22 protein-coding genes are annotated in these 18,092 nt (G+C 73.4%); 11 read left to right on the forward strand and 11 right to left on the reverse strand.

What is annotated here, in order from left to right; all coding sequences use genetic code 11:
- The first annotated feature begins 35 nt into the window (after window positions 1-35).
- Window positions 36-212, forward strand: a complete 177-nt coding sequence (locus ACWCV3_RS05855; protein ID WP_451218894.1) for a TetR/AcrR family transcriptional regulator C-terminal domain-containing protein — start codon at window positions 36-38, stop codon at window positions 210-212.
- A 1-nt stretch (window position 213) separates the two neighbouring features.
- On the opposite strand, the gene ACWCV3_RS05860 is transcribed toward ACWCV3_RS05855, so the two are convergent.
- A complete protein-coding gene (locus ACWCV3_RS05860; RefSeq protein ID WP_451218897.1) occupies window positions 214-420 on the reverse strand; it encodes a hypothetical protein in 207 nt (68 codons plus the stop codon).
- Between the two features lie 115 nt (window positions 421-535).
- On the opposite strand from ACWCV3_RS05860, the gene ACWCV3_RS05865 reads away from it, so the two are divergent.
- The gene (locus ACWCV3_RS05865) at window positions 536-877 is read left to right on the forward strand and encodes an STAS domain-containing protein (RefSeq protein ID WP_451218900.1); all 342 of its coding nucleotides are present in this window, start codon (window positions 536-538) and stop codon (window positions 875-877) included.
- A gap of 129 nt (window positions 878-1,006) precedes the next feature.
- On the opposite strand, the gene ACWCV3_RS05870 is transcribed toward ACWCV3_RS05865, so the two are convergent.
- Both ACWCV3_RS05870 and ACWCV3_RS05875 read right to left on the reverse strand, forming a co-directional pair.
- Complete coding sequence (locus ACWCV3_RS05870; RefSeq protein ID WP_451218902.1) at window positions 1,007-2,104, reverse strand: glutamate--cysteine ligase 2; 1,098 nt, start codon at window positions 2,102-2,104, stop codon at window positions 1,007-1,009.
- 58 nt (window positions 2,105-2,162) lie between these two features.
- Complete coding sequence (locus ACWCV3_RS05875; RefSeq protein ID WP_451218905.1) at window positions 2,163-2,963, reverse strand: SDR family NAD(P)-dependent oxidoreductase; 801 nt, start codon at window positions 2,961-2,963, stop codon at window positions 2,163-2,165.
- 282 nt (window positions 2,964-3,245) lie between these two features.
- On the opposite strand from ACWCV3_RS05875, the gene ACWCV3_RS05880 reads away from it, so the two are divergent.
- Window positions 3,246-3,401, forward strand: a complete 156-nt coding sequence (locus ACWCV3_RS05880) for a hypothetical protein (protein WP_451218908.1) — start codon at window positions 3,246-3,248, stop codon at window positions 3,399-3,401.
- A gap of 9 nt (window positions 3,402-3,410) precedes the next feature.
- On the opposite strand, the gene ACWCV3_RS05885 is transcribed toward ACWCV3_RS05880, so the two are convergent.
- The 3 genes from ACWCV3_RS05885 to ACWCV3_RS05895 are packed head-to-tail and all read right to left on the reverse strand — an operon-like array spanning window position 3,411 to window position 6,021.
- Entirely contained in the window at window positions 3,411-4,424 is a 1,014-nt protein-coding gene (locus tag ACWCV3_RS05885) for an NAD(P)/FAD-dependent oxidoreductase (protein ID WP_451218911.1), read from the reverse strand.
- The gene (locus ACWCV3_RS05890; RefSeq protein ID WP_451218994.1) at window positions 4,421-4,945 is read right to left on the reverse strand and encodes an isoprenylcysteine carboxyl methyltransferase family protein; all 525 of its coding nucleotides are present in this window, start codon (window positions 4,943-4,945) and stop codon (window positions 4,421-4,423) included. Before ACWCV3_RS05890 ends, ACWCV3_RS05885 begins: the two co-directional genes overlap by 4 nt.
- A gap of 17 nt (window positions 4,946-4,962) precedes the next feature.
- Window positions 4,963-6,021, reverse strand: a complete 1,059-nt coding sequence (locus ACWCV3_RS05895) for a type III polyketide synthase (RefSeq protein WP_451218914.1) — start codon at window positions 6,019-6,021, stop codon at window positions 4,963-4,965.
- A 130-nt stretch (window positions 6,022-6,151) separates the two neighbouring features.
- Here ACWCV3_RS05895 and ACWCV3_RS05900 point away from each other — a divergent pair, with 130 nt between their 5' ends.
- Together ACWCV3_RS05900 and ACWCV3_RS05905 are read left to right on the forward strand one after the other, a co-directional pair.
- Complete coding sequence (locus ACWCV3_RS05900) at window positions 6,152-7,012, forward strand: UbiA family prenyltransferase (protein WP_451218917.1); 861 nt, start codon at window positions 6,152-6,154, stop codon at window positions 7,010-7,012.
- 82 nt (window positions 7,013-7,094) lie between these two features.
- A complete protein-coding gene (locus ACWCV3_RS05905; RefSeq protein ID WP_451218919.1) occupies window positions 7,095-7,292 on the forward strand; it encodes a DUF6480 family protein in 198 nt (65 codons plus the stop codon).
- A gap of 7 nt (window positions 7,293-7,299) precedes the next feature.
- On the opposite strand, the gene ACWCV3_RS05910 is transcribed toward ACWCV3_RS05905, so the two are convergent.
- From ACWCV3_RS05910 to ACWCV3_RS05930, 5 genes are read right to left on the reverse strand one after another with little or no spacing between them, the layout of a single operon-like run.
- Complete coding sequence (locus ACWCV3_RS05910; protein ID WP_451218921.1) at window positions 7,300-8,169, reverse strand: carbohydrate ABC transporter permease; 870 nt, start codon at window positions 8,167-8,169, stop codon at window positions 7,300-7,302.
- Complete coding sequence (locus ACWCV3_RS05915; RefSeq protein WP_451218924.1) at window positions 8,166-9,134, reverse strand: carbohydrate ABC transporter permease; 969 nt, start codon at window positions 9,132-9,134, stop codon at window positions 8,166-8,168. Before ACWCV3_RS05915 ends, ACWCV3_RS05910 begins: the two co-directional genes overlap by 4 nt.
- The gene (locus ACWCV3_RS05920; RefSeq protein WP_451218927.1) at window positions 9,128-10,447 is read right to left on the reverse strand and encodes an ABC transporter substrate-binding protein; all 1,320 of its coding nucleotides are present in this window, start codon (window positions 10,445-10,447) and stop codon (window positions 9,128-9,130) included. Before ACWCV3_RS05920 ends, ACWCV3_RS05915 begins: the two co-directional genes overlap by 7 nt.
- Window positions 10,444-11,424, reverse strand: coding sequence for a GNAT family N-acetyltransferase (locus tag ACWCV3_RS05925; RefSeq protein WP_451218930.1), 981 nt, complete (start codon window positions 11,422-11,424; stop codon window positions 10,444-10,446). The genes ACWCV3_RS05920 and ACWCV3_RS05925 overlap by 4 nt, the downstream gene beginning before the upstream one ends.
- Before the next feature lie 15 nt (window positions 11,425-11,439).
- On the reverse strand, window positions 11,440-12,606 hold the full coding sequence (locus ACWCV3_RS05930) for an exo-beta-N-acetylmuramidase NamZ family protein (RefSeq protein WP_451218934.1): 1,167 nt from the start codon (window positions 12,604-12,606) through the stop codon (window positions 11,440-11,442).
- Window positions 12,607-12,760: 154 nt separating this feature from the next.
- On the opposite strand from ACWCV3_RS05930, the gene ACWCV3_RS05935 reads away from it, so the two are divergent.
- The 6 genes from ACWCV3_RS05935 to ACWCV3_RS05960 all read left to right on the forward strand — a co-directional run bounded on the left by ACWCV3_RS05935 (window position 12,761) and on the right by ACWCV3_RS05960 (window position 18,059).
- Window positions 12,761-13,225 carry a DUF6584 family protein gene (locus ACWCV3_RS05935; protein WP_451218937.1) on the forward strand — a complete coding sequence of 155 codons (465 nt, stop codon included), beginning with the start codon at window positions 12,761-12,763 and terminating at the stop codon, window positions 13,223-13,225.
- A gap of 359 nt (window positions 13,226-13,584) precedes the next feature.
- The gene (locus tag ACWCV3_RS05940) at window positions 13,585-15,321 is read left to right on the forward strand and encodes a sensor histidine kinase (protein WP_451218940.1); all 1,737 of its coding nucleotides are present in this window, start codon (window positions 13,585-13,587) and stop codon (window positions 15,319-15,321) included.
- Between the two features lie 114 nt (window positions 15,322-15,435).
- Complete coding sequence (locus ACWCV3_RS05945; RefSeq protein WP_051887871.1) at window positions 15,436-15,855, forward strand: roadblock/LC7 domain-containing protein; 420 nt, start codon at window positions 15,436-15,438, stop codon at window positions 15,853-15,855.
- Window positions 15,852-16,199 (forward strand): DUF742 domain-containing protein, encoded by a 348-nt coding sequence (locus tag ACWCV3_RS05950; RefSeq protein ID WP_451218943.1) that lies wholly within the window; start codon window positions 15,852-15,854, stop codon window positions 16,197-16,199. Before ACWCV3_RS05945 ends, ACWCV3_RS05950 begins: the two co-directional genes overlap by 4 nt.
- Window positions 16,180-16,797 (forward strand): GTP-binding protein, encoded by a 618-nt coding sequence (locus tag ACWCV3_RS05955; RefSeq protein WP_451218946.1) that lies wholly within the window; start codon window positions 16,180-16,182, stop codon window positions 16,795-16,797. The genes ACWCV3_RS05950 and ACWCV3_RS05955 overlap by 20 nt, the downstream gene beginning before the upstream one ends.
- A complete protein-coding gene (locus tag ACWCV3_RS05960) occupies window positions 16,794-18,059 on the forward strand; it encodes a cytochrome P450 (RefSeq protein WP_451218949.1) in 1,266 nt (421 codons plus the stop codon). The genes ACWCV3_RS05955 and ACWCV3_RS05960 overlap by 4 nt, the downstream gene beginning before the upstream one ends.
- The last annotated feature ends 33 nt before the right edge of the window (window positions 18,060-18,092 follow it).

Here is an 18,092-nt window from a genome sequence, read left to right on the forward strand (position 1 = left end):
AATGCTCCTGGTCTCCCTGGCCGCGCTGCTCCTCGATGGCCGGCGAGATGCAGGACTACTTCGCGTCCCTCCCCCCGGCGGACTTCCCCCACCTGCGCGCGCTGGCCGACGTGATGGTCACCGACTCGTCCGACGAGCGGTTCGACATCGGCCTGGAGATCATTCTCCGGGGCCTGGCGAGCTATCTGCCGGACGGTACCCCGGACGCCTGAATCAGCGGCCGCCCCCCGCCCGCGCCTTCGACGTGCCGAACGGCAGCGCACCGCCGCCGAGATGGGCCCGGATGCCGGCCCGCTCCACCGCGATCCGCTGGACACGGAGGTCCCCCGGCGTCTTCGGCAGCTGGAACGACAGGTCGAGCCGATCCGCGACGGGCGGATCGGGCCGGCCGGCGGCCACGTCGAACAGGTTGGCCTTCATCCGTGTACGCGGTTCCGGAGCGAGGCATCGGGCCGTCCGCCGGGCACGGAGCCGGTGGGCTGAGGGACCATGGAGGCAGAGCAGTGTTCCGCCTCCGGCTGCGAAGGAGGTCACCATGGCAGCCGAACCGCCCTTCGAGCCGTCCATCGGTCCTGTCCTGACGGTCTCGGCCGCCGACGTCCGGCTGCCCGAGCTGATCCTGGCCGGGGACGTCGGCGCCGAAGCCCTGTGCGACCTCGAGGAGGTGCTCGGGGCCCCGCCGCTGCACACGGCCGCCGCCTGGACCGTCGACATGAGCCAGGTGACCAGCATCGACCTGGCCTGCGCCTACGCTCTCCTGCGCGGAGCCACGCTGCGCCCCGAACCCGCCGAACTCACCATTCGCGGCCCGCGCCGGGCCGTTCAGCGCACCCTCCGCGACGCCGGGCTCGACGTGGTGGCCGTCATCGAGGAGTAGGCCGCCCCGCGCGGGCTCCCCGGCGGCCTCGCCCGGCTCCCCATCGGTGATCCCCACCGATCCTGACCTTCCCCTCGCCCCCGTGCGCCGTTCGCTCCGGGGCATCGGCCAGGCGCGGACCCTCAGGGCTCATACCTCGCCGGTGCGGCGCACGCACTCGGTGACGACCGCGCGGAGGCTGTCCGTACGGGCCAGGATCGCGCGCTGGATCATCGCGCCGTTCCCGTGCTTCAGCAGGCCCGCGAGGGCGTCCTGGACGCTTCTGGCGTCGCCGTGGTCGTCCAGGGCGTCGCGTACGTGGTCGAACAGCGCGCGCACCACCGTCTCCGCCGGGGCGGGGCGCATGGTCAGGGGGTGCAGCAGGTGCTCCGTCAGACCGAACCGGGCGGCCTGCCAGGCGGCGAGCCGGACCAGGGAGGTGCCGAGCCGGGCCGGGGCTTCGCCCGCCTGCCACGCACGGGCGGCGGTCTCCACGAGGGCGCGGCACAGCAGGGCCAGCAGGACCGTGGAGTCCGGGTCGAGGCAGACGTCGGCGACCCGGATCTCGACCGTGGGGTACTGGGCGGAGAGCCGGGCGTCGAAGTAGATCATCCCCGCGTCCCGCAGAACCCCGGTGCCGACCATGTCCCGTACCTGCTCGTGGTACCGGTCGGCGGAGCCGAAGACGTCCGTCGGCCCGGCCGAGGGCCAGCGGCCCCACATCTGGCTGCGGTAGCTGCTGTACGAGCTGTCCTGGCCCTGCCAGAAGGGCGAGTTGGCGCTCAGTGCGAGCAGGACGGGGAGCCACGGGCGGATGCGGTCCAGTACGGCCACGCCCTCGTCGTCGGAGTCCACCGAGATGTGCACGTGACACCCGCAGGTGAGCTGGTCCGAGAGGGTCAGTCCGAAGCGGTCCGCCATCCAGCGGTAGCGCCGGTCGGGGGTCAGGGCCGGGCTGACCGGCAGGGGAGAGGTGCCGAGGGCGGCGACCGCCGCCCCCGTGTGCCCGGCGAGCCGCCCCGCCTCGGCGCGGCACCGGCGGATCTCGGCCGCGAGTTCTTCGGCCCGGGTCTGCGGCGCGGTGGCGAACTCCAGCTGCTGGCGTTGCAGCTCGTGCTCGAAGGCCTGCTCCCCGTCCGACCGGACGGCCCGGCCGACCTGCGCCAGCACCGCCGCCGCGACGGCCCGCGGCTCGCCGCTGTCCGCGTCCACCAGGAGGAGTTCCTCCTCCACTCCCACGCTGCGCACCCGGCCCGTCCTCCCTGCCCGGTCCCGGGACCGGCCCTCTTGCCTCGTGTCCACCGTGTCAGTCGCCGCCCGAGCCGGGTTCGGCCACCCGGCGACGGGCCTCGGCCTCGAGCTTGCCGGGGCCCACCGCGGCGGCCGTACCCTCCGCCTTCGTCCTGGCGGACCCCGTGACTACCTTGTCCCTGCCCTCGAAGAGGGCGTCCAGTCCCTCGCGCGCGACCTCGGCGGGGTCGTCCTTCTCCTGCCGGCCGACCTCCGTGTCGTCCATGCCGGCGCGGCGGAAGAACTCGGTCTCGGTGGGGCCCGGCATCAGAGCGGTCAAGGTGACGCCGCTGTCCTTCAGCTCGCTCTGCAACGCCTGGGTGAAGGACAGCACGAACGATTTCGACGCGTTGTACACCGCCTGGAAGGTGCCGGGCATCACGGAGGCGGCGGAGGAGGTGACGAGGATGCGCCCCCGGCCGCGGGACACCATCTCGCGCACCACCCGTTTGCCCAGGTGCACGGTCGAGCGCACATTGAGGTCGACGATCTCCAGCTCGTCCTCCAGGTCGGTCTCCGCGAACGGGCCGGTACGGCCCACGCCCGCGTTGAGCACCGCCACGTCGAGGGGACGGCCCGTCGCGCTGACCGCCGTCCACAGTCCCTCCGCCTGGTCGTAGTGGCGCAGGTCGGCCCGGACCGGCTCCACCGACGCCCCGGTCCCCGCCCGGATGTCCTGGGCCGCCTGCCGCAGCCGGGTGTCGTTCTCTGCGTTGACGACCAGGTCGTAACCGCGCTCGGCCAGCTGCCTGGCCAGTTCGAGACCTATACCGCTGGACGCCCCCGTGACCAGGGCGAGAGGCTTGGAATCGTTCATGGGCCGGGTCACTTCCTGTAGGCGGTTCGCCGCGAAGGGGGGCGCGCCTCGCGTATCTCCCGCAGTTCCCACATCGGCCGGCCCTGAACGGCCCGAGGGCACGGCGGCCCCGGACGAGGGCGTTTCCGTACTCCCCTCGGGGGGACTCGCAGTTCCGTGGCGGCCGGCCGCGCGCCGGCCCGGGGGAGGACGCGGCGCGCGCCCGCGGAGACCAAGACCGTGCTCCGCCGGTGTCAGCCGCACGTCGGTGGGCCCCACCGATCCCCGAGGAGGAGGCCGGACATGAGCGAGCAGACCCCCACCCCGTCCCAGGCGGAGGGCGAGCGGGAACCGGACCCGGAGACCGACGGCCGGTCCCGCCGCGCCGTCCACCGCGACGTGCCGCGCACCACGCCTTCGCAGGCCGAGGGGGAACGGATGCCGGAGGACGACGAGTAGCCCGTCCGGCTACCGGAGCGCGTGCACCGCGGCCGCGAACACCGGCGGCATCCGCGACGCCGCCGGCACGATGAGCCGGGCGGTGCACGGACGACCGCTCGCGGCCAGCAACGCCCTGGTCAACAGCCGGTGACGGCGTGTGACCAGCGTCCACTCCCGCTCGTACCGCTCCGGCCGCCCGGCCGCGAGGCACCGTACCGCGGCCTCGGCCGTCGCCAGGGCGAGCGCGATGCCCTCGCCGGTGAGCGCGTCCACGTAGCCCGCCGCGTCCCCGACGAGCAGCACCCGGCCCGCGACCCGGCGCCGCACCCGCTGGAGCAGCGGCCCGGCACCGCGCACCCGCGTGGCGGGAACCCCTCGCAGCGCGGCGGCGAGCGCCGGGAAACCGGCCAGGTGCTCGTCGTAGCCGCGCCGGAGCCGGCTCAGCACCGCGACCCCCACCAGGCCGTCGGCGACCGGGGTCACATAGGCCTCGCCCTGACCGGACCAGTGGACCTCCACGAAGTCCGTCCACGGGGCGAGGCGGTAGTGGCGGCGCAGTCCGTACCGGCCGCGGCTGCCGCCGGGCAGCTCCAGGCCGAGACGGCGGCGGACGGGGGAGTGCAGGCCGTCGGCGGCGATCAGCCAGCGGGCCGTGATCCCGGCGGCGGTCACACCGTCCCGCGTCTGGCGCACCTCGCCGACCTTGCCGGGCACGATCGGCACACCGAGAGCGAGGGCGCGCTCGTGCAGCGCGTGGTGCAGGGTCGTACGGCGCACGCCCAGCCCCGGCCGGTCGCGGAAGGGCGCCTCGGCGCGGCGGACGCCGTCCACGTAGCGGATGCCGCGCAGCTCCCGGCCCTCCGGTTCCACGCCGAGCTCACCGAGCGCGACGACCCCGCCGGGCATGACGCCCTCGCCGCACGCCTTGTCCACGGGCGCGGTGCGCGGCTCGACCACCACGGCGGTCAGCCCGGCCAGCCTCGCGTGCACGGCCGCCGCGAGCCCGGCCGGGCCGCCCCCGGCCACCAGCACGTCGATCACGCCGGAACCGGTGTGCCAAAGGCGGCCAGCGCGCGGTTCTCGCACCGCACGCGCACGGTCAGCACGGCGGCGTCCAGCACCGTGAAGGCCACGGCGGTCACCCAGGCGGTGTGCACCAGCGGCAGCGCCACCCCTTCGGCCACCACGGCCACGTAGTTCGGGTGCCGCAGCAGCCGGTACGGCCCCCGCGCCACCAGCGGCAGACCCGGTACGACGATCACGCGGGTGTTCCAGCGCGGCCCGAGGGTCCCGATGCACCACCACCGCAGCGCCTGGGCGCCCGCCACCACGGCCAGCATCGGCCAGCCCAGCGCGGGCACGAACGGCCTTTCCCCGAGCCACACTTCGAGCGGGCAGCCGAGCAGCAGCCCCACGTGCAGGGCGACCATCGCCGGATAGTGCCCGTCCCCCACCACGATCGCCCGCCGGGCCCTGCTCCACCGCTCGTTGCGCCGGGCCACGACGAGTTCACCGACCCGCTCACCCGCGACGGCCGCCATCAGCAGCGCGTACCAGACCATCTGTCCTCCTGTCGTGCTCACCAGCTCAGCAGCACCAGTTCGCAGGCCAGCCCCGGCCCGACGGCGAGCAGGAGGCCCGGAGTGCCGGAGGGTGGGCGGCGTTCGGCGAGGGTGTCGCGCAGGACGTGGAGGACGGAGGACGAGGACAGGTTGCCCGTCTCGGCCAAGTGCCGTCGGCTCAGGTCGAGTTCCTCGGCGGAAAGGTCGAGCGCCTCGGTGACGGCGTCCAGGATGCGCGGGCCGCCCGGGTGGCACACCCAGGCTGTCACGTCCTGCGGCTTCAGACCGTGGTCGGCCAGGAACTCCCGCACGTCGTCGGCGAGATGGTGCCGGAGCACCCGGGGGATGTCCGGATCGAGGACGACCTTGAAGCCCGAGTCCCCGATGTCCCAGCCCAGTACGTCCCCCGCGTCCGGGTACAGACGGCTGCGGGCGTCCACGATCGCCGGGCCGGTGGACACGCCCGCACGGTCCGCACCGCAGGCCACCACCGCGGTCGCGCCGTCGCCGAAGAGGCCGGTGGCGACCAGGTTGGCCGTCGAGGCGTCGCCCCGCTGGAAGGTGAGCGAGCAGAGCTCGACCGACAGCAGAACCGCCACCTGGTCGGGCCGCCCCAGCAGGAAGTCGTGCACGCGGGCCAGCCCGGCCGCGCCCCCGGCGCAGCCCAGTCCGAACAGCGGCACTCGCCGCAGGTCCGGCCGCAGCCCCAGCCGGCCCGCCACGCGCGCGTCGACGGACGGGACGGCGATGCCGGTGACCGAGGTGAAGACCAGCAGGTCCACATCGGCCGCCGACAGCCCGGCGGCGCGCAGCGCGTCCCTGATCACGCGGGCGCCCAGATCGGTGGCGGTGGTGACGAAGAGGTCGTTGGCGGCGCCGAAGCCGTCCAGGGTCTCGTACCGTTCGAGCGGCAGCGTCATGTGGCGGGCGCGCACCCCGGCGTTGCGGTGCAGCCGGTCCAGGACCCGGCGGTCGGCGCCCTCGGGCAGGCAGGCACGGGCCACCATGCCGGTGATCTCGGCCTGGGCGTAGCGGAACGGCGCGAGGACACCGTGCACGGCGGCGATCCGCGTCATGAGGCTCCCGTACTTCGACCGATCCGGATGGACTCAGCAGCCCTTCCCCGGACCGCAGGACCGGCACCAGAGATCGCCCGTCCGGCCGCTCCTGATCGTGACGTGCCGGGCGGACCCCTACGATCGCCGGGTGGCGACCCCCGAGCAGTCGACGATCCCGGCCCGCAAGGTCTCCGCCCTGGCCGGGTCCTGCCACCCCGGCCCGCTGGCGGTGGTGACCGTGCTGACGGCGGCGCTGGCCGTCTCGGCCGGTCAGGAACCGGGCCGCTGCCTGCTCACCACCGGGGCCGTGCTGACCGGCCAGCTCTCCATCGGCTGGTGCAACGACGCCTTCGACGCGCGCCGGGACCTCGCCACGGGCCGCCGGGGCAAGCCCGTCGCGAACGGCGCGATCGAGGCGCGCCAGGTCTGGACGGCCGCGTACGCCGCGCTGGCCCTGTGCGTGCCGCTCTCCTTCGCCTGCGGCTGGGCGGCGGGCGCCGCGCATCTGACCGCCGTCGCGGCCGCCTGGGCGTACGACCTGCGGCTCAAGGCGACCCGCTGGTCCTGGGCGCCGTACGCGGTGTCCTTCGCCGCGCTTCCGGCGTTCGTCACGCTGGGTCTGCCGGAGCGTCCGTGGCCGGCCTGGTGGGTGCTCGCCGCCGGGGCGCTGCTGGGCGTCGGGGCCCACCTCGGCGATGTGCTCCCCGACATCCGGGACGACCTGGCGACCGGCGTGCGCGGCTGGCCGCAGCGGCTCGGCCCCGACCGGGTACGGCTGCTGCTGCCGGTGCCGCTGGTCACCGCGTCCGCTCTGCTGGCGCTCGGGCCCGCCGGGCCGCCCGGCGCCCGGCAGGTGGCCGCGCTCGCCGGGGCCGGGCTGACCGCGGTGGCCGGGACGGTGCTGGGCCGCCGCCGCGAGCGGGCCGCGTTCGCGGCGGCGGTCGCGGTCGCGGTGCTCGACGTGACGCTGCTGCTGAGCGGCGGCGGGCTCGGAACCGGGGCATCCTGAGATCCGGGGAGGGGAAGCCGCATCCGAGCGCGGCCCCCGGCCCGAAGTACCGCACGTGTCGTCCGCTTCCCGGAGGTGGATCATGCCCGACTCACTGCCCCCGCCCGACTCACTGCCCCCGCCCGGCGAGACCCCGCCCGTCGAGGGGTCGACCGCAGAGGCCCATCCCGAGCGGCCGGACGGCGGTCCCTTCGAGCATCCCCGCGTCTGGCTGTCCCTCATCGTCATCGGATGTGCGCTGATCGCCGCGTTCTTCCTGGTCAGGATGATCGACCTGTGAGAGCCGCTCACTTCAGGCCGCTGAGCGCGATCCCCCGGACGTAGTGCCGCTGGAGGAGCAGGAAGAGCACCAGCACCGGCAGGATGCTCAGGACCAGGCCCGCCATCACGATCGGCATCGTGCGGGTCGGGTCGACGTGGTCCTGGAGCAGCTGGATGCCGACCGGAAGCGTCATCACGCCGGGGTTGGCGGTCGACACCAGCAGCGCCCAGATGTACTCGTTCCACGCGTCCACGAACGTCAGCAGCCCCAGGGTCACCATGACCGGCTTGGTCTGCGGCACGACGATCCGCCACCACACCGCGAACTCCCCGGCCCCGTCGATCCGCGCGGCCTCCAGCACCTCGTCCGGGATCGAGACCATGAACTGGCGCATCAGGAAGATCCCGAACCCGTTGACCAGGAACGGCATCGCCAACGCCACGATGCTCACGGTCAGCCCCGCACCGCCCCGCCCCAGCAGGTCGTTACCGCCTGCCAGTGGCCAGTGCACCAGGATCAGGAAGTGCGGGACGAAGAAGAGGAACGGCGGGAACATCATCGTCGACAGCACCAGCCGGAAGATGAAGTCCCTTCCGCGGAAACGGAGTTTGGCGAGCGCGTAGCCCGCGAGGGACGACGTCAGCAGGACCGACGCGTTGATCACGGTCGTGGCGATCACGCTGTTGCGGAACAGCAGCGGCAGGTCGAGCTGGTCGACCGCCGCCCGGTAGTTGGACAGGCCGAACGCCTCGGGCAGGAACCGGTACGGCAGCGTCCCGGCCTCACCCGGCCCCTTGAACGAGGTCATCACCATGTCGAGGAACGGCAGCACCGTGAGCACGGCGCCCGTCACGACCAGCAGGTACGACAGCCACGGGAAACGGCGGCGGATCACGCGTCCTCCCCCTTGCGCCGGAAGATCCACAACTGGGCCATGGTGACCGCGAGGACCACCACGAACAGCACGAAGGCGGCGGCACTCGCGGTGCCCCAGTCGCCGTAGGAGAACGCCTGCCGGTACATCTCCAGCGCGGCCACGTCGGTCGCGTCGCCCGGGCCGCCCTTGGTCATCACGATGATCAGCGCGAAGGACTGGAGCCCGGTGATGAACTGCGTGACGCACACGAACAGTAGCGCCGGCCGGAGCAGCGGCAGCGTGATCCGCCGGAAGACGGTCACCGGACCGGCGCCGTCCAGCGCGGCCGCCTCGTAGAAGGACTCCGGAATCGCCTTCAGCCCGGCGGTCAGGACGAGGATCGCCGTGCCGACCGACGCCCACGCCTGGACGACCACCACCGCGGGCAGTGCGGTGTCCGGATCCTGGAGGAACGCCACCGAGTCGAGCCCGACGGCGTTCAGGGCGCCATTGACCAGGCCGCCCGGCTCGTACATGTACTTCCACACATTGCCCACCGCGACCACGGTCGTCACGATCGGCAGCAGGTACAGGGTGCGCCACAGCCCCTGGAGGCGCAGGTTGCCGATGCAGGTGGCGACCAGCACCGAGCCCGCCAGCGCCAGGGCCACCGTGCCCAGCGCGAACAGCAGGGTGTTGGTGAGGACCGGGGCCAGGAACGTCGAACCGTCCGCGAGGAGGGCGGTGAAGTTGGCCAGGCCGGCCGGCCGGATGCCGGAGAGGTCGAACCCCGCCCAGCGGGACATCGACAGCAGCAGCGCGAAGCCGAGCGGCAGGACGAGGAAGACGGCGAAGAACAGCAGTACCGGCGCCAGGAACAGATAGGCGACGACGGCCTGATGGCGCCGGGCGCGGGCGCGGGGGCCCACGGCCGTCCGGGCCGGGGCGGCGGAGCGCGGACGCTCAGGACGCGCGGCCGTCTCCGGGGCCAGGGCGTTCACCATGAGCGCGACACCTCCTGGTCGACCTGGCGCCGGACGGTGCGCAGCGACTCGTCCACGGACTGCTGACCGGTCCACAGCGCCTCGACGTTCTTGCGCAGCAGCGACTTGGCCCGCTGCGCGCCCGGCACGTTCGGCTCCGGCACCGCGTACTCCAACGCGTCCAGGAACGGGCGCAGGTTGGGGTCGCCGCCCTTGCCGAGCAGCGTCCGCATGTCGTCGGCGCGGCCGGTCAGGGAACCCACCGACACCTGGAGGGCGCTCATCCGGGTCGCCCCCGCCCCCTCGCCCACGCCCACCCGGTCGGTGTTGAGCCAGCGCAGGAACTCCCACGCCTCACCCGGGTGCCGGCTGGAGGCGTTGACGCCCATCATGAACCCGGTGGCCAGGGTGGCCGGCCTGTCGCCCGGCTCGGGGACGGGTACCGGGGCCACGGCCACATCCCGGTAGGAGTCGCCCATCTGGGACTTCAGACTGCCGGTCCACCATCCGGCGCTGATCACCATCGCCACCTGACCGGACTGGAACGCCTTGTAGACGTTGACGCCGGGCTCGCTCGCCCCTCGGCTGACGAGACGGTGTTCCAGGTCCAGCACGGCGCGGCCGGCCGGCGAGTCGATGGCGGTGCGCCTGCCGTCCCCGGACACGAACGTGCCCCCGGCCGCGTTGAGCAGGGCGAGGGTCTGACCGACCGTGGTGGAGTCGTCGTAGGCGGAGAGGCCGAATCCCTGGACCAGGGTGTTGCCGTACCGGTCGCGCCGGGCGGTGCGGTACGCGGTGTCCTCCAACTCCCCCCAGGTGCGCGGGGGACGGTTGACGCCGGCCTCGCGGAGCAGACGCCTGTTGTAGTAGAGGGCGTACGTCTGGGCCTCGGTGGGATAGCCGTACACCGTCCCGCCGGCCGACGCGGAGCCGACCGCCGCCGCGCCGTAACCACGGGTGATCTCCGCCGCGTCCTTCGGCGGGGCGGGGCGCAGGACACCGGCGCGGACGAGCTGGCCGGTCCACAGGCAGTAGGGCTGGAGGATGTCGGCGCCCTGACCGGCCGCCTGCCGGACCATGAACGTGGTCAGCAGATCGTCGAACTCCACCGCCTTGGTGCGCACCTTGACCCGGTCGTGCGTGGCGTTCCACTCGTCCACCGGGCCCTGCAGGGCCGCCTTCAGCTCCCCGCTCGCGTAGTGGGAGAGCAGGGTGAGGACGATCGGGTCGCCGGGTCGTCCGGTGCCCTGGTGCGGCCCGGCGCAGCCCGCCGCGAGGAGGGCCGCGGCGAGCGCGAAGCGGCGGCGGCTCGGCCCGGACGGTGCGCCCGTCACCGGCCCGCCTCCCGGCGCAGCACCCGGAACACCCGCGTCGTACCGAATCCGGTCCGGCGGTACAGACGGGCCGCCGAGGACCGGTGATCGGTCCACAGGAACCACGCCGACCCCGCGCCCAGCGCCCGCATCCGCTCCAGGACCAGGTGCAGCAGCACGGTGCCGAGCCCGGTGCCGCGCATCTCGTCCAGCACCCCGAAGGGGCCGAACCGCTCCACGGCCGACTCGTACGTGCCGTGCATCGCCCAGCCCACCAGCCGGCCGGAGGGGTCCCGCGCCACCACGATCCGCTCCAGCGGGGCGCCGTTCAGCAGGCACGCCCGGATCGCGCGTGCCCAGTCCGGGACGAAGTGGACGGCGGCCAGAGCGAGGAGCGCGGGCAGGTCGTCGTCGGTGGGGGTGCCGAACGCGTAACCCCGCGAGGTCAGTTCGGCGATCCGGTGGCCGACCTCCGCCGGAAGGGCGTAGCCGGTCAGCGGGCGGTCCATCGCCACCGCCTCGTCCACGACGCGGAAGCCCAGGGACTCCAGCAGCGCGGCCGCTTCCGGGTACGTCCCGGCGTCCAGCCCGGGCAGGAAGTAGTTCGGGGTGTACGGGGCGAAGTCGACGCGGGTGCGGCCGTGGGCGAGCAGCCAGTCCAGGGCGTCGGTCAGCAGCTCGCGGCCCACCCCGCGTCTGCGGGCGGCCGGGTCGACGAAGAAGAAGGGGAGCCAGCCCTGTTCCGGTTCCAGGTCGGTGCCGGACATGGGAGTCAGCCGCCGGACCGCGTAGGCCGCCCCGACGAGGCGCCCGTCCTGCACGGCGACCCGGAGGCCGGCCGGGTCGAAGTTGGCGTCGAGCAGCACCAGGGACCGGAAGCGGTCCGCGGTGACGGGGTCGGCGGGCGCGCTGCGGCACCACGCCTCCACCAGCGGCGCACCGTCGCCCGCCCGGAACCCGCGGATCGCGGTCCGGGACCTCGTGGTGGGATCGGTCATCGGCGTCCTTCCGTCTCAGGGGTAGAGCAGTACGTCCTCACCGGCCCACCGGCCGGGCGGGGCGGGCGGCTCGCACAACGGCAGCGGGTCCTCACCCGCGTCGACCGTCCGGCGCAGGTCGCCGGAGCCCCAGAGGCGGTCGATGACGTCCCCGGACCAGGCGAAGTCCTCCGGGTACAGCCGCCGCAGCGTGCCGAGCACGGCGACGGCGGTGCGTACGGGCGTGAAGGCCTCGCGGTCCGTGACATGGAGCTGGACCCCGCGCACGGGTCGTCCGGCGTGCTTGTCGAAGGTCGGCACGTAGCGCACCTCCCTGAAGCGCACGCCGGGCAGACCGAGTTCGGCGAGGGCGGGAGCGAAGCGGGTGTCGACGTACGGGGCGCCGACGGTCTCGAAGGGCTGAGTCGTTCCCCGGCCCTCGGAGACGTTGGTGCCCTCGAACAGGCAGGTGCCGGGGTAGACGACGGCCGTGGCGTACGTCGGCATGTCGGGGGAGGGCGCGGTCCAGGGGAGACCGGTGGCCTCCGCGTCCATCCTCCGCTGCCAGCCCGTCATCCTGATCACCGTCAGGTCGACCTGCCGTCCGGCCACCTCGGCCACGGCCGATCTGTTGAGGGACCAGGCGAGCTCGCCGCAGGTGAGCCCGTGCCGGATCGGCACCGGCGCCCGCCCGACGAAGCTCGCGTACGCCGGGTCCAGCACCGGACCCTCACTGACGAGCCCGCCCAGCGGATTCGGCCGGTCGGCCACCACGAACCGCACGCCGGTGCGCGCGGCCGAGACCATCAGGTCGAACATCGTCCAGACGTAGGTGTAGAAGCGCGCCCCGACATCCTGCAGGTCGTACACCAGCGCGTCCACGCCGCTGTCGATCAGCAGCTCGTCCAGCCGGTCGCCCTCGCGGCGGTACGTGTCGTGGACCGGCAGCCCGGTGGCCGGGTCGATCTCGTCCGGCTCGCCCAAGCCCGCCTGAGCGGTGCCGTACAGCCCGTGCTCGGGGCCGAACAGCGCGGTCAGATTCACTCCCGCCTCCACCAGCGCGGGTGCCGTCGGGCGCAGGTCGGGGAGCACACAGGCGTGGTTGGTCACGAGCCCGAGCCGGCCCGGCCCCGCTAGCCCGGGCACCTCGCACAGCCGGGCGATCCCGGTCGTCACGTCGATACGGCCGTCCGCAGCGCTCATTCTTCGCCCCTTGGAGGAAATCCTCTTGAATGTCCCGGAATTGGGCAATGCTGCGGACCCTACTCCCGGTACCCGCGCCCCCCTGGCGACGACGTTCGCCCGTCAGGGTGGAAACCCGTTCGACTCCGCTGGTCAAACGGCCGATCATCAGCTCATGCCACTGAGAGAAACCCTCGCCCGGGTCGACGAGGACCTGGCCGCCGGCCGCGTCCCCGTCGCGCGACAACGTCTGCGTGGACTGGTGTCGTCGTTCCCCCACGATGCGGCGCTCCGCCGCCGCCTCGCCGAGGTGTACCGCCTGTACGGGGAACCCGCCCAGGCGGGCCGGTGGATGTACCTGGAGGAGGACCGCGACGCCGGGGAGACCGCCGCCTTCGAGGCTCGCTACCGGACTCCCGCGCGGCGCAGGGCGGCGCTCGGCTGGACCGGCCCCGACTCGCTCGCCCCGACGGACTTCGCCAGGGACCAACTGGCGGCGCTCGCCTCCGTTTCCCCGGAGAGCGAGGAAGGCTCCGGACATCGGGACGCCGCGGGCTCGGCCGCCGCCGCCGGGTGTCTGATACTGGCCCTCGCGTTCCTGGCCGTCTGGGTGGCCGGTGTCATCGCCCTCTTCCGGTGACGGCCCGTGGTTGGCTGGAAAGTGTTGCTCCATCAAGAGATTGACGAGTCATCAGAACATGGGTGACGCCACCCCGGTGGTGCACCACCGGGGGCGCAACAGGTCTTTCCGGGCCCGGCAACGGCGGTGAAGGGTGCTCAGCCCCTCTATCACGCCCCGTGGCCGCGATGATCGCTTCGCGACGACTTCAGGTCCGCGGGCTCGGGAGGGGCCATTCGGAACTCGGCGCACTCCGGTGTGACTAGCATGTGGGCGTAACCGGACTGGAAGATCGCCTTCCTCCGGGGTGGCGGCTACCGGACCCGCGATCGAGGCGTTCGGTCGCCGAATCTTCTGCTCGCAGACCGAGGGACCGCGGAATGTCAGTTCCTGCACCGTCCGTTCAACACCGCTCGACGGCCGTTCAGCGCGGTTCGTGGGCGGTGCCCGTGACCGTGGTGGCGCTGACCGCCGTCGCGGCCGCCGTCGCGGTCCGGGCGGCTCCGTCCGGCACCCGCGGGTGGACCCTGATCGTGGCCGGCGCGGGCTGGGCGGGCGTCGCCGTGGCCGTGCTCGCCTGGCACCTCCTCCTCGGCCGTGCCAGGCGCGCCGCCGCCGCCCAGGCCGCCGAGAACGACCGGCTCCGCGCGCAGGCGCAGCAGACGGCCGCGCAGACGGGTCACCTGGTCAACGTGACGCTGCCGTCCCTGCACAATCTGGTGCTGAACGGCAGCGGCGCCGCCGACGCGCTCGCGGGCGTGTCGATGCCCAACGACCAGAACCTGCGCCGGCTCGCCCAGCTCTCCGCCGGTGCCCTGGAGCAGGCCGTCGGCCGGGCGGCCGCAGCCGACGAGGAGTCCCGGCAGATCCAGGAGGCGCTCGACGAGGTGCTGGCCGAGGCGGAGCGGCTCGGCAGGGAGACGCTTCCCGCAGCCGTCGCCCGGCTCGCCGAGGGCCGCTCGGCCGACACCGTCCTCGGCGAACTCGTGCTGCCCCGGATGCCGTTGATGCACGAGCTGGGCGAGCTGTTCGTCCGCGAGCTGGCGCGCAGCGAGCGGCGCGCGGGCGGTGCCCGGATCGCCTCCACCAAGGCGCTCAGCCGGGTCCAGGCCAAGGCGGTCAGCATGCTCGCCGACCTGCGGGCGATGCAGGACGAACACGACGGCAAGATGCTCGGCGACCTGATGCGGCTGGACCACAAGACCTCCCAGCTCGTGCTGATCGCCGACCGGCTGGCACTGCTCATGGGCGGCAAGACCAGCCGTACCTGGAACAAGCCGATCCGGATGGAGAGCATCCTCCGGGGCGCCATCGGCCGCATCGCCGCCTATCAGCGAGTCCGGCTGCACTTCACCTCCCAGGCCGCGATCTCCGGTTTCGCGGCCGAAGGCGTGATGCACCTCCTCGCCGAACTGATCGACAACGCGGCCAACTTCTCCCCGCCCACCGACGAGGTGCACGTCTACGTCGAGGAGCACCGGGCCGGGATCGTCGTCACCGTCGAGGACAGCGGACTGACCATGTCCGAGGCGGCGATGCGGCACGCCGAGGGCGCGGTGGCCGGCAGCATGGCCGACCTCGCCTCCCTCCAGGGCACCCGGCTGGGGCTGGCCGTGGTCGGACTGCTCGCCCTCAAGTACCGCGTCAACGTCAGCTACCGCCCCTCCTCGCGCGGCGGCACCGGCGTGGTCGTCCTGCTGCCCCGGCACCTCATCGCGCAGCAGCGCGACCCGTGGCCCGCCCAGCGGGAGGCGGCCCGGACGGGCACCGTCCGGGCGGTCCCGGCGCCCGAGGCGCCGACGCCCGCCCCGGCCCCCGTCGCCGCGACGCCCGTCCGCCCCGATCCCCCCGTGACCCTTCGGGAAGTCCCCGGCCGGCCACGGCACGAGCCGCCCGCCGCCGCGCCCGCCTCCGCCACCCCGAACGGCCTGCCCGTGCGCAAGCCCGGCCGCACCATGAACGAGGCCGAGCGAGCCCAGCGCCCCACGGGTGAGCCCACCACGCCCCGCAAGCGGCCCGTGCACGACGTCGGCTCCCGCTTCGGCGCCTTCCACCGCTCGCGCCAGGGCGACACCCTGGGCGGCCGCCCCGCACCCGAGCCGCCGACCACCGGCTGACCCCCCAAGCCCCCGCCGGGCCCGCGCCCGGCAGCCACGACCCCCTCGTGCCCATGAGATTGGAGGAACGGGCCGGTGACCGGACAACCGGACACCACCGTCCCATCACCCATCATGCAGACCACCGACAACAGCCTCGTCTGGCTGCTGCAGAACCTGCTGGAGCAGACCCCCGGTGCCCGGCACGCCCTGGTGCTCTCACGCGACGGCCTCAAGCTCTGCTGGACCCCCGACCTGGCCGCGGATCAGGCCGACCAGCTCGCCGCGATCTGCTCCGGCCTGCAGGCCCTGTCCCACGGCGCGTCCGTGGAGTTCGGGGACGGCTCCGGTGGTGTGCTGCACGCCATGACCGCCTTCCACGGCGGCCTGCTGTGCATCGTCGGCGCCGGCGAGGGCGCGCACCTCGCGGTGGTCGCCGCCGAGGACGCCGACCCCGGCCGCCTCGGCGAGGAGATGACCGGGCTGGTCGACAAGATCGGCGAGCATCTGCGGGCCGCGCCCCGGCAGCCGTTCCAGGGGAGTACCCGGCCGTGACCCGCAAGCCGGTGGACACCGGTGCCCCCGACCGGCTGTACACGGTCACCAACGGACGCAGCAGCGTCGACGACACCCTGGACCTGGTCACGCTCATCGTCGCGGAGTGCCAGCCGGCCACGGGCATGCAGTCGGAGCACACCCGCATCCTGGCCCTGTGCCGGCACCCCACGTCGGTGGTGGAGATCTCCGCCGAGCTGGAACTGCCGATCACCGTCGTCCGCATCCTGCTGGCCGACCTGCTCGACACCGGCCGGATCACCGCACGGCACCCACCCGTGAACCCCTCGCTCCCCGACCCCGCCCTTCTCGAGGAAGTGCTCCATGGGCTCCGCAATCTCTGAGCTGCCCGCGCACCGCACGCCACTGGCCGACGCGGCGGAAACCGGGCTGAAGATCGTCGTCGTGGGCGGCTTCGGCGTCGGCAAGACCACGCTCGTCCGCTCCGTGAGCGAGATCCGGCCGCTGAACACCGAGGAGGTGATGACGCAGGCCGGTGTCGGCATCGACGAGACCAGCGGCGTCGCCGCCAAGTCGACGACCACCGTCGCCTTCGACTTCGGCCGGATCAGCCTCAACGACACCATGGTGCTGTACCTGTTCGGCGCGCCGGGCCAGAAGCGCTTCTGGTTCCTGTGGGACCGGCTCTTCTCCGGCACCCTCGGCGCCGTCGTCCTCGTGGACACCCGCCGGATGGACGACTCCTGGTACGCGATAGACCGGCTGGAACACCACGGCACGCCCTTCGTGGTGGCCGTCAACCGGTTCGACGACGACGCGAGCCACTACTCCCTGGACGAGATCCGGCAGGCCCTCGCGCTCCCGGCCCACGTGCCGATGCTCGACTGCGACGCGCGGTTGCGGCAGTCGGGCAAGGACGTGCTGATCACTCTCGTGAACCATGTGTACACGCTGGCCACGGCCCAGGAGGCGACCCCGTGACCGAACCCGGCCCCCTCTCCGCGCACCCGGCACCGCCGCCCGGCTGCCCCGCGCACACCGACGCGGTGCGCCTGACGGGCCTGGAGTACCAGCAGACCCCGTCGCAGATGTACCGGGCGATGCGCCGCGAGCACGGCGCGGTCGCGCCCGTCCTGCTGGACGGCGGCATCCCCGCCTGGCTGGTGCTCGGCTACCACGAGGTCGCACGGGTGACCAGCCACGACGAGCTGTTCGCGCGGGACTCGCGGCGCTGGAACCAGTGGGACAACATCCCGCCGGACTGGCCGCTGATGCCCTTCGTCGGCTACCAGCCCTCCGTGCTGTTCACCGAGGGGGATGAGCATCGGCGCCGCGCCGGGGTGATCACCGAGGCGCTCTCCGGCGTGGACCAGTTCGAGCTGGCCCGTGACTGCGAGCTGATCGCCGACGAGCTCATCGCCCGGTTCGCGGGCAGCGGCCAGACCGAGCTGATGACGTCCTACGCGCACGCCCTGCCGATGCGGGCCGTGGTGCAGATGTGCGGTATGCCGATCTCCGGCGCCGACACCCAGCAGCTCGTGGACGACCTGCGGATCTCCCTGGACGCCGCCGAGGGCGACGACCCGGTGGCGGCCTACGGGCGGGTGGGCGAGCGGCTCGCGCGGCTGGTCAGGGACAAGCGGGCCGACCCCGGCAAGGACGTCACCTCGCGCATGGTCCTGCACCCGGCGGGGCTCAGCGACGAGGAGATCGTCCAGGACCTGATCTCGGTCATCGCCGCCGCGCAGCAGCCCACCGCCAACTGGATCTGCAACGCGCTGCGTCTGCTGCTCACCGACGAGCGGTTCGAGCTCAGCGTGTCCGGCGGCCGGGTCAGCGTGGGCGAGGCGCTCAACGAGGTGCTCTGGCTGGACACGCCCACCCAGAACTTCATCGGCCGCTGGGCGGTACGGGACACCCAGCTCGGCGGGCGCCAGATCCGGGCGGGTGACTGCCTGGTCCTCGGGCTCGCCGCCGCCAACACCGACCCGAGTCTGTGGCCCGAGGGCCACGTGGGCGCGGAGAACGCCGCGCACCTGTCGTTCAGCAACGGCGAGCACCGGTGCCCGTACCCGGCGCCGCTGCTCGCGGACGTCATGGCGCGCACCGCCGTGGAGACGCTGCTCGAGCGGCTTCCCGACCTGGTGCTCGCGGTGGACCCGCACACGCTTACCTGGCGGTCGTCCATCTGGATGCGGGGGCTGACCACCCTTCCGGTGCGGTTCACCCCGGTCGACGGATAGCCGGTGGCCCGCTGGGCCCCGAGCGGAGGGGGC

The sequence above is a fragment of the Streptomyces sp. NPDC001781 genome (assembly GCF_053596035.1).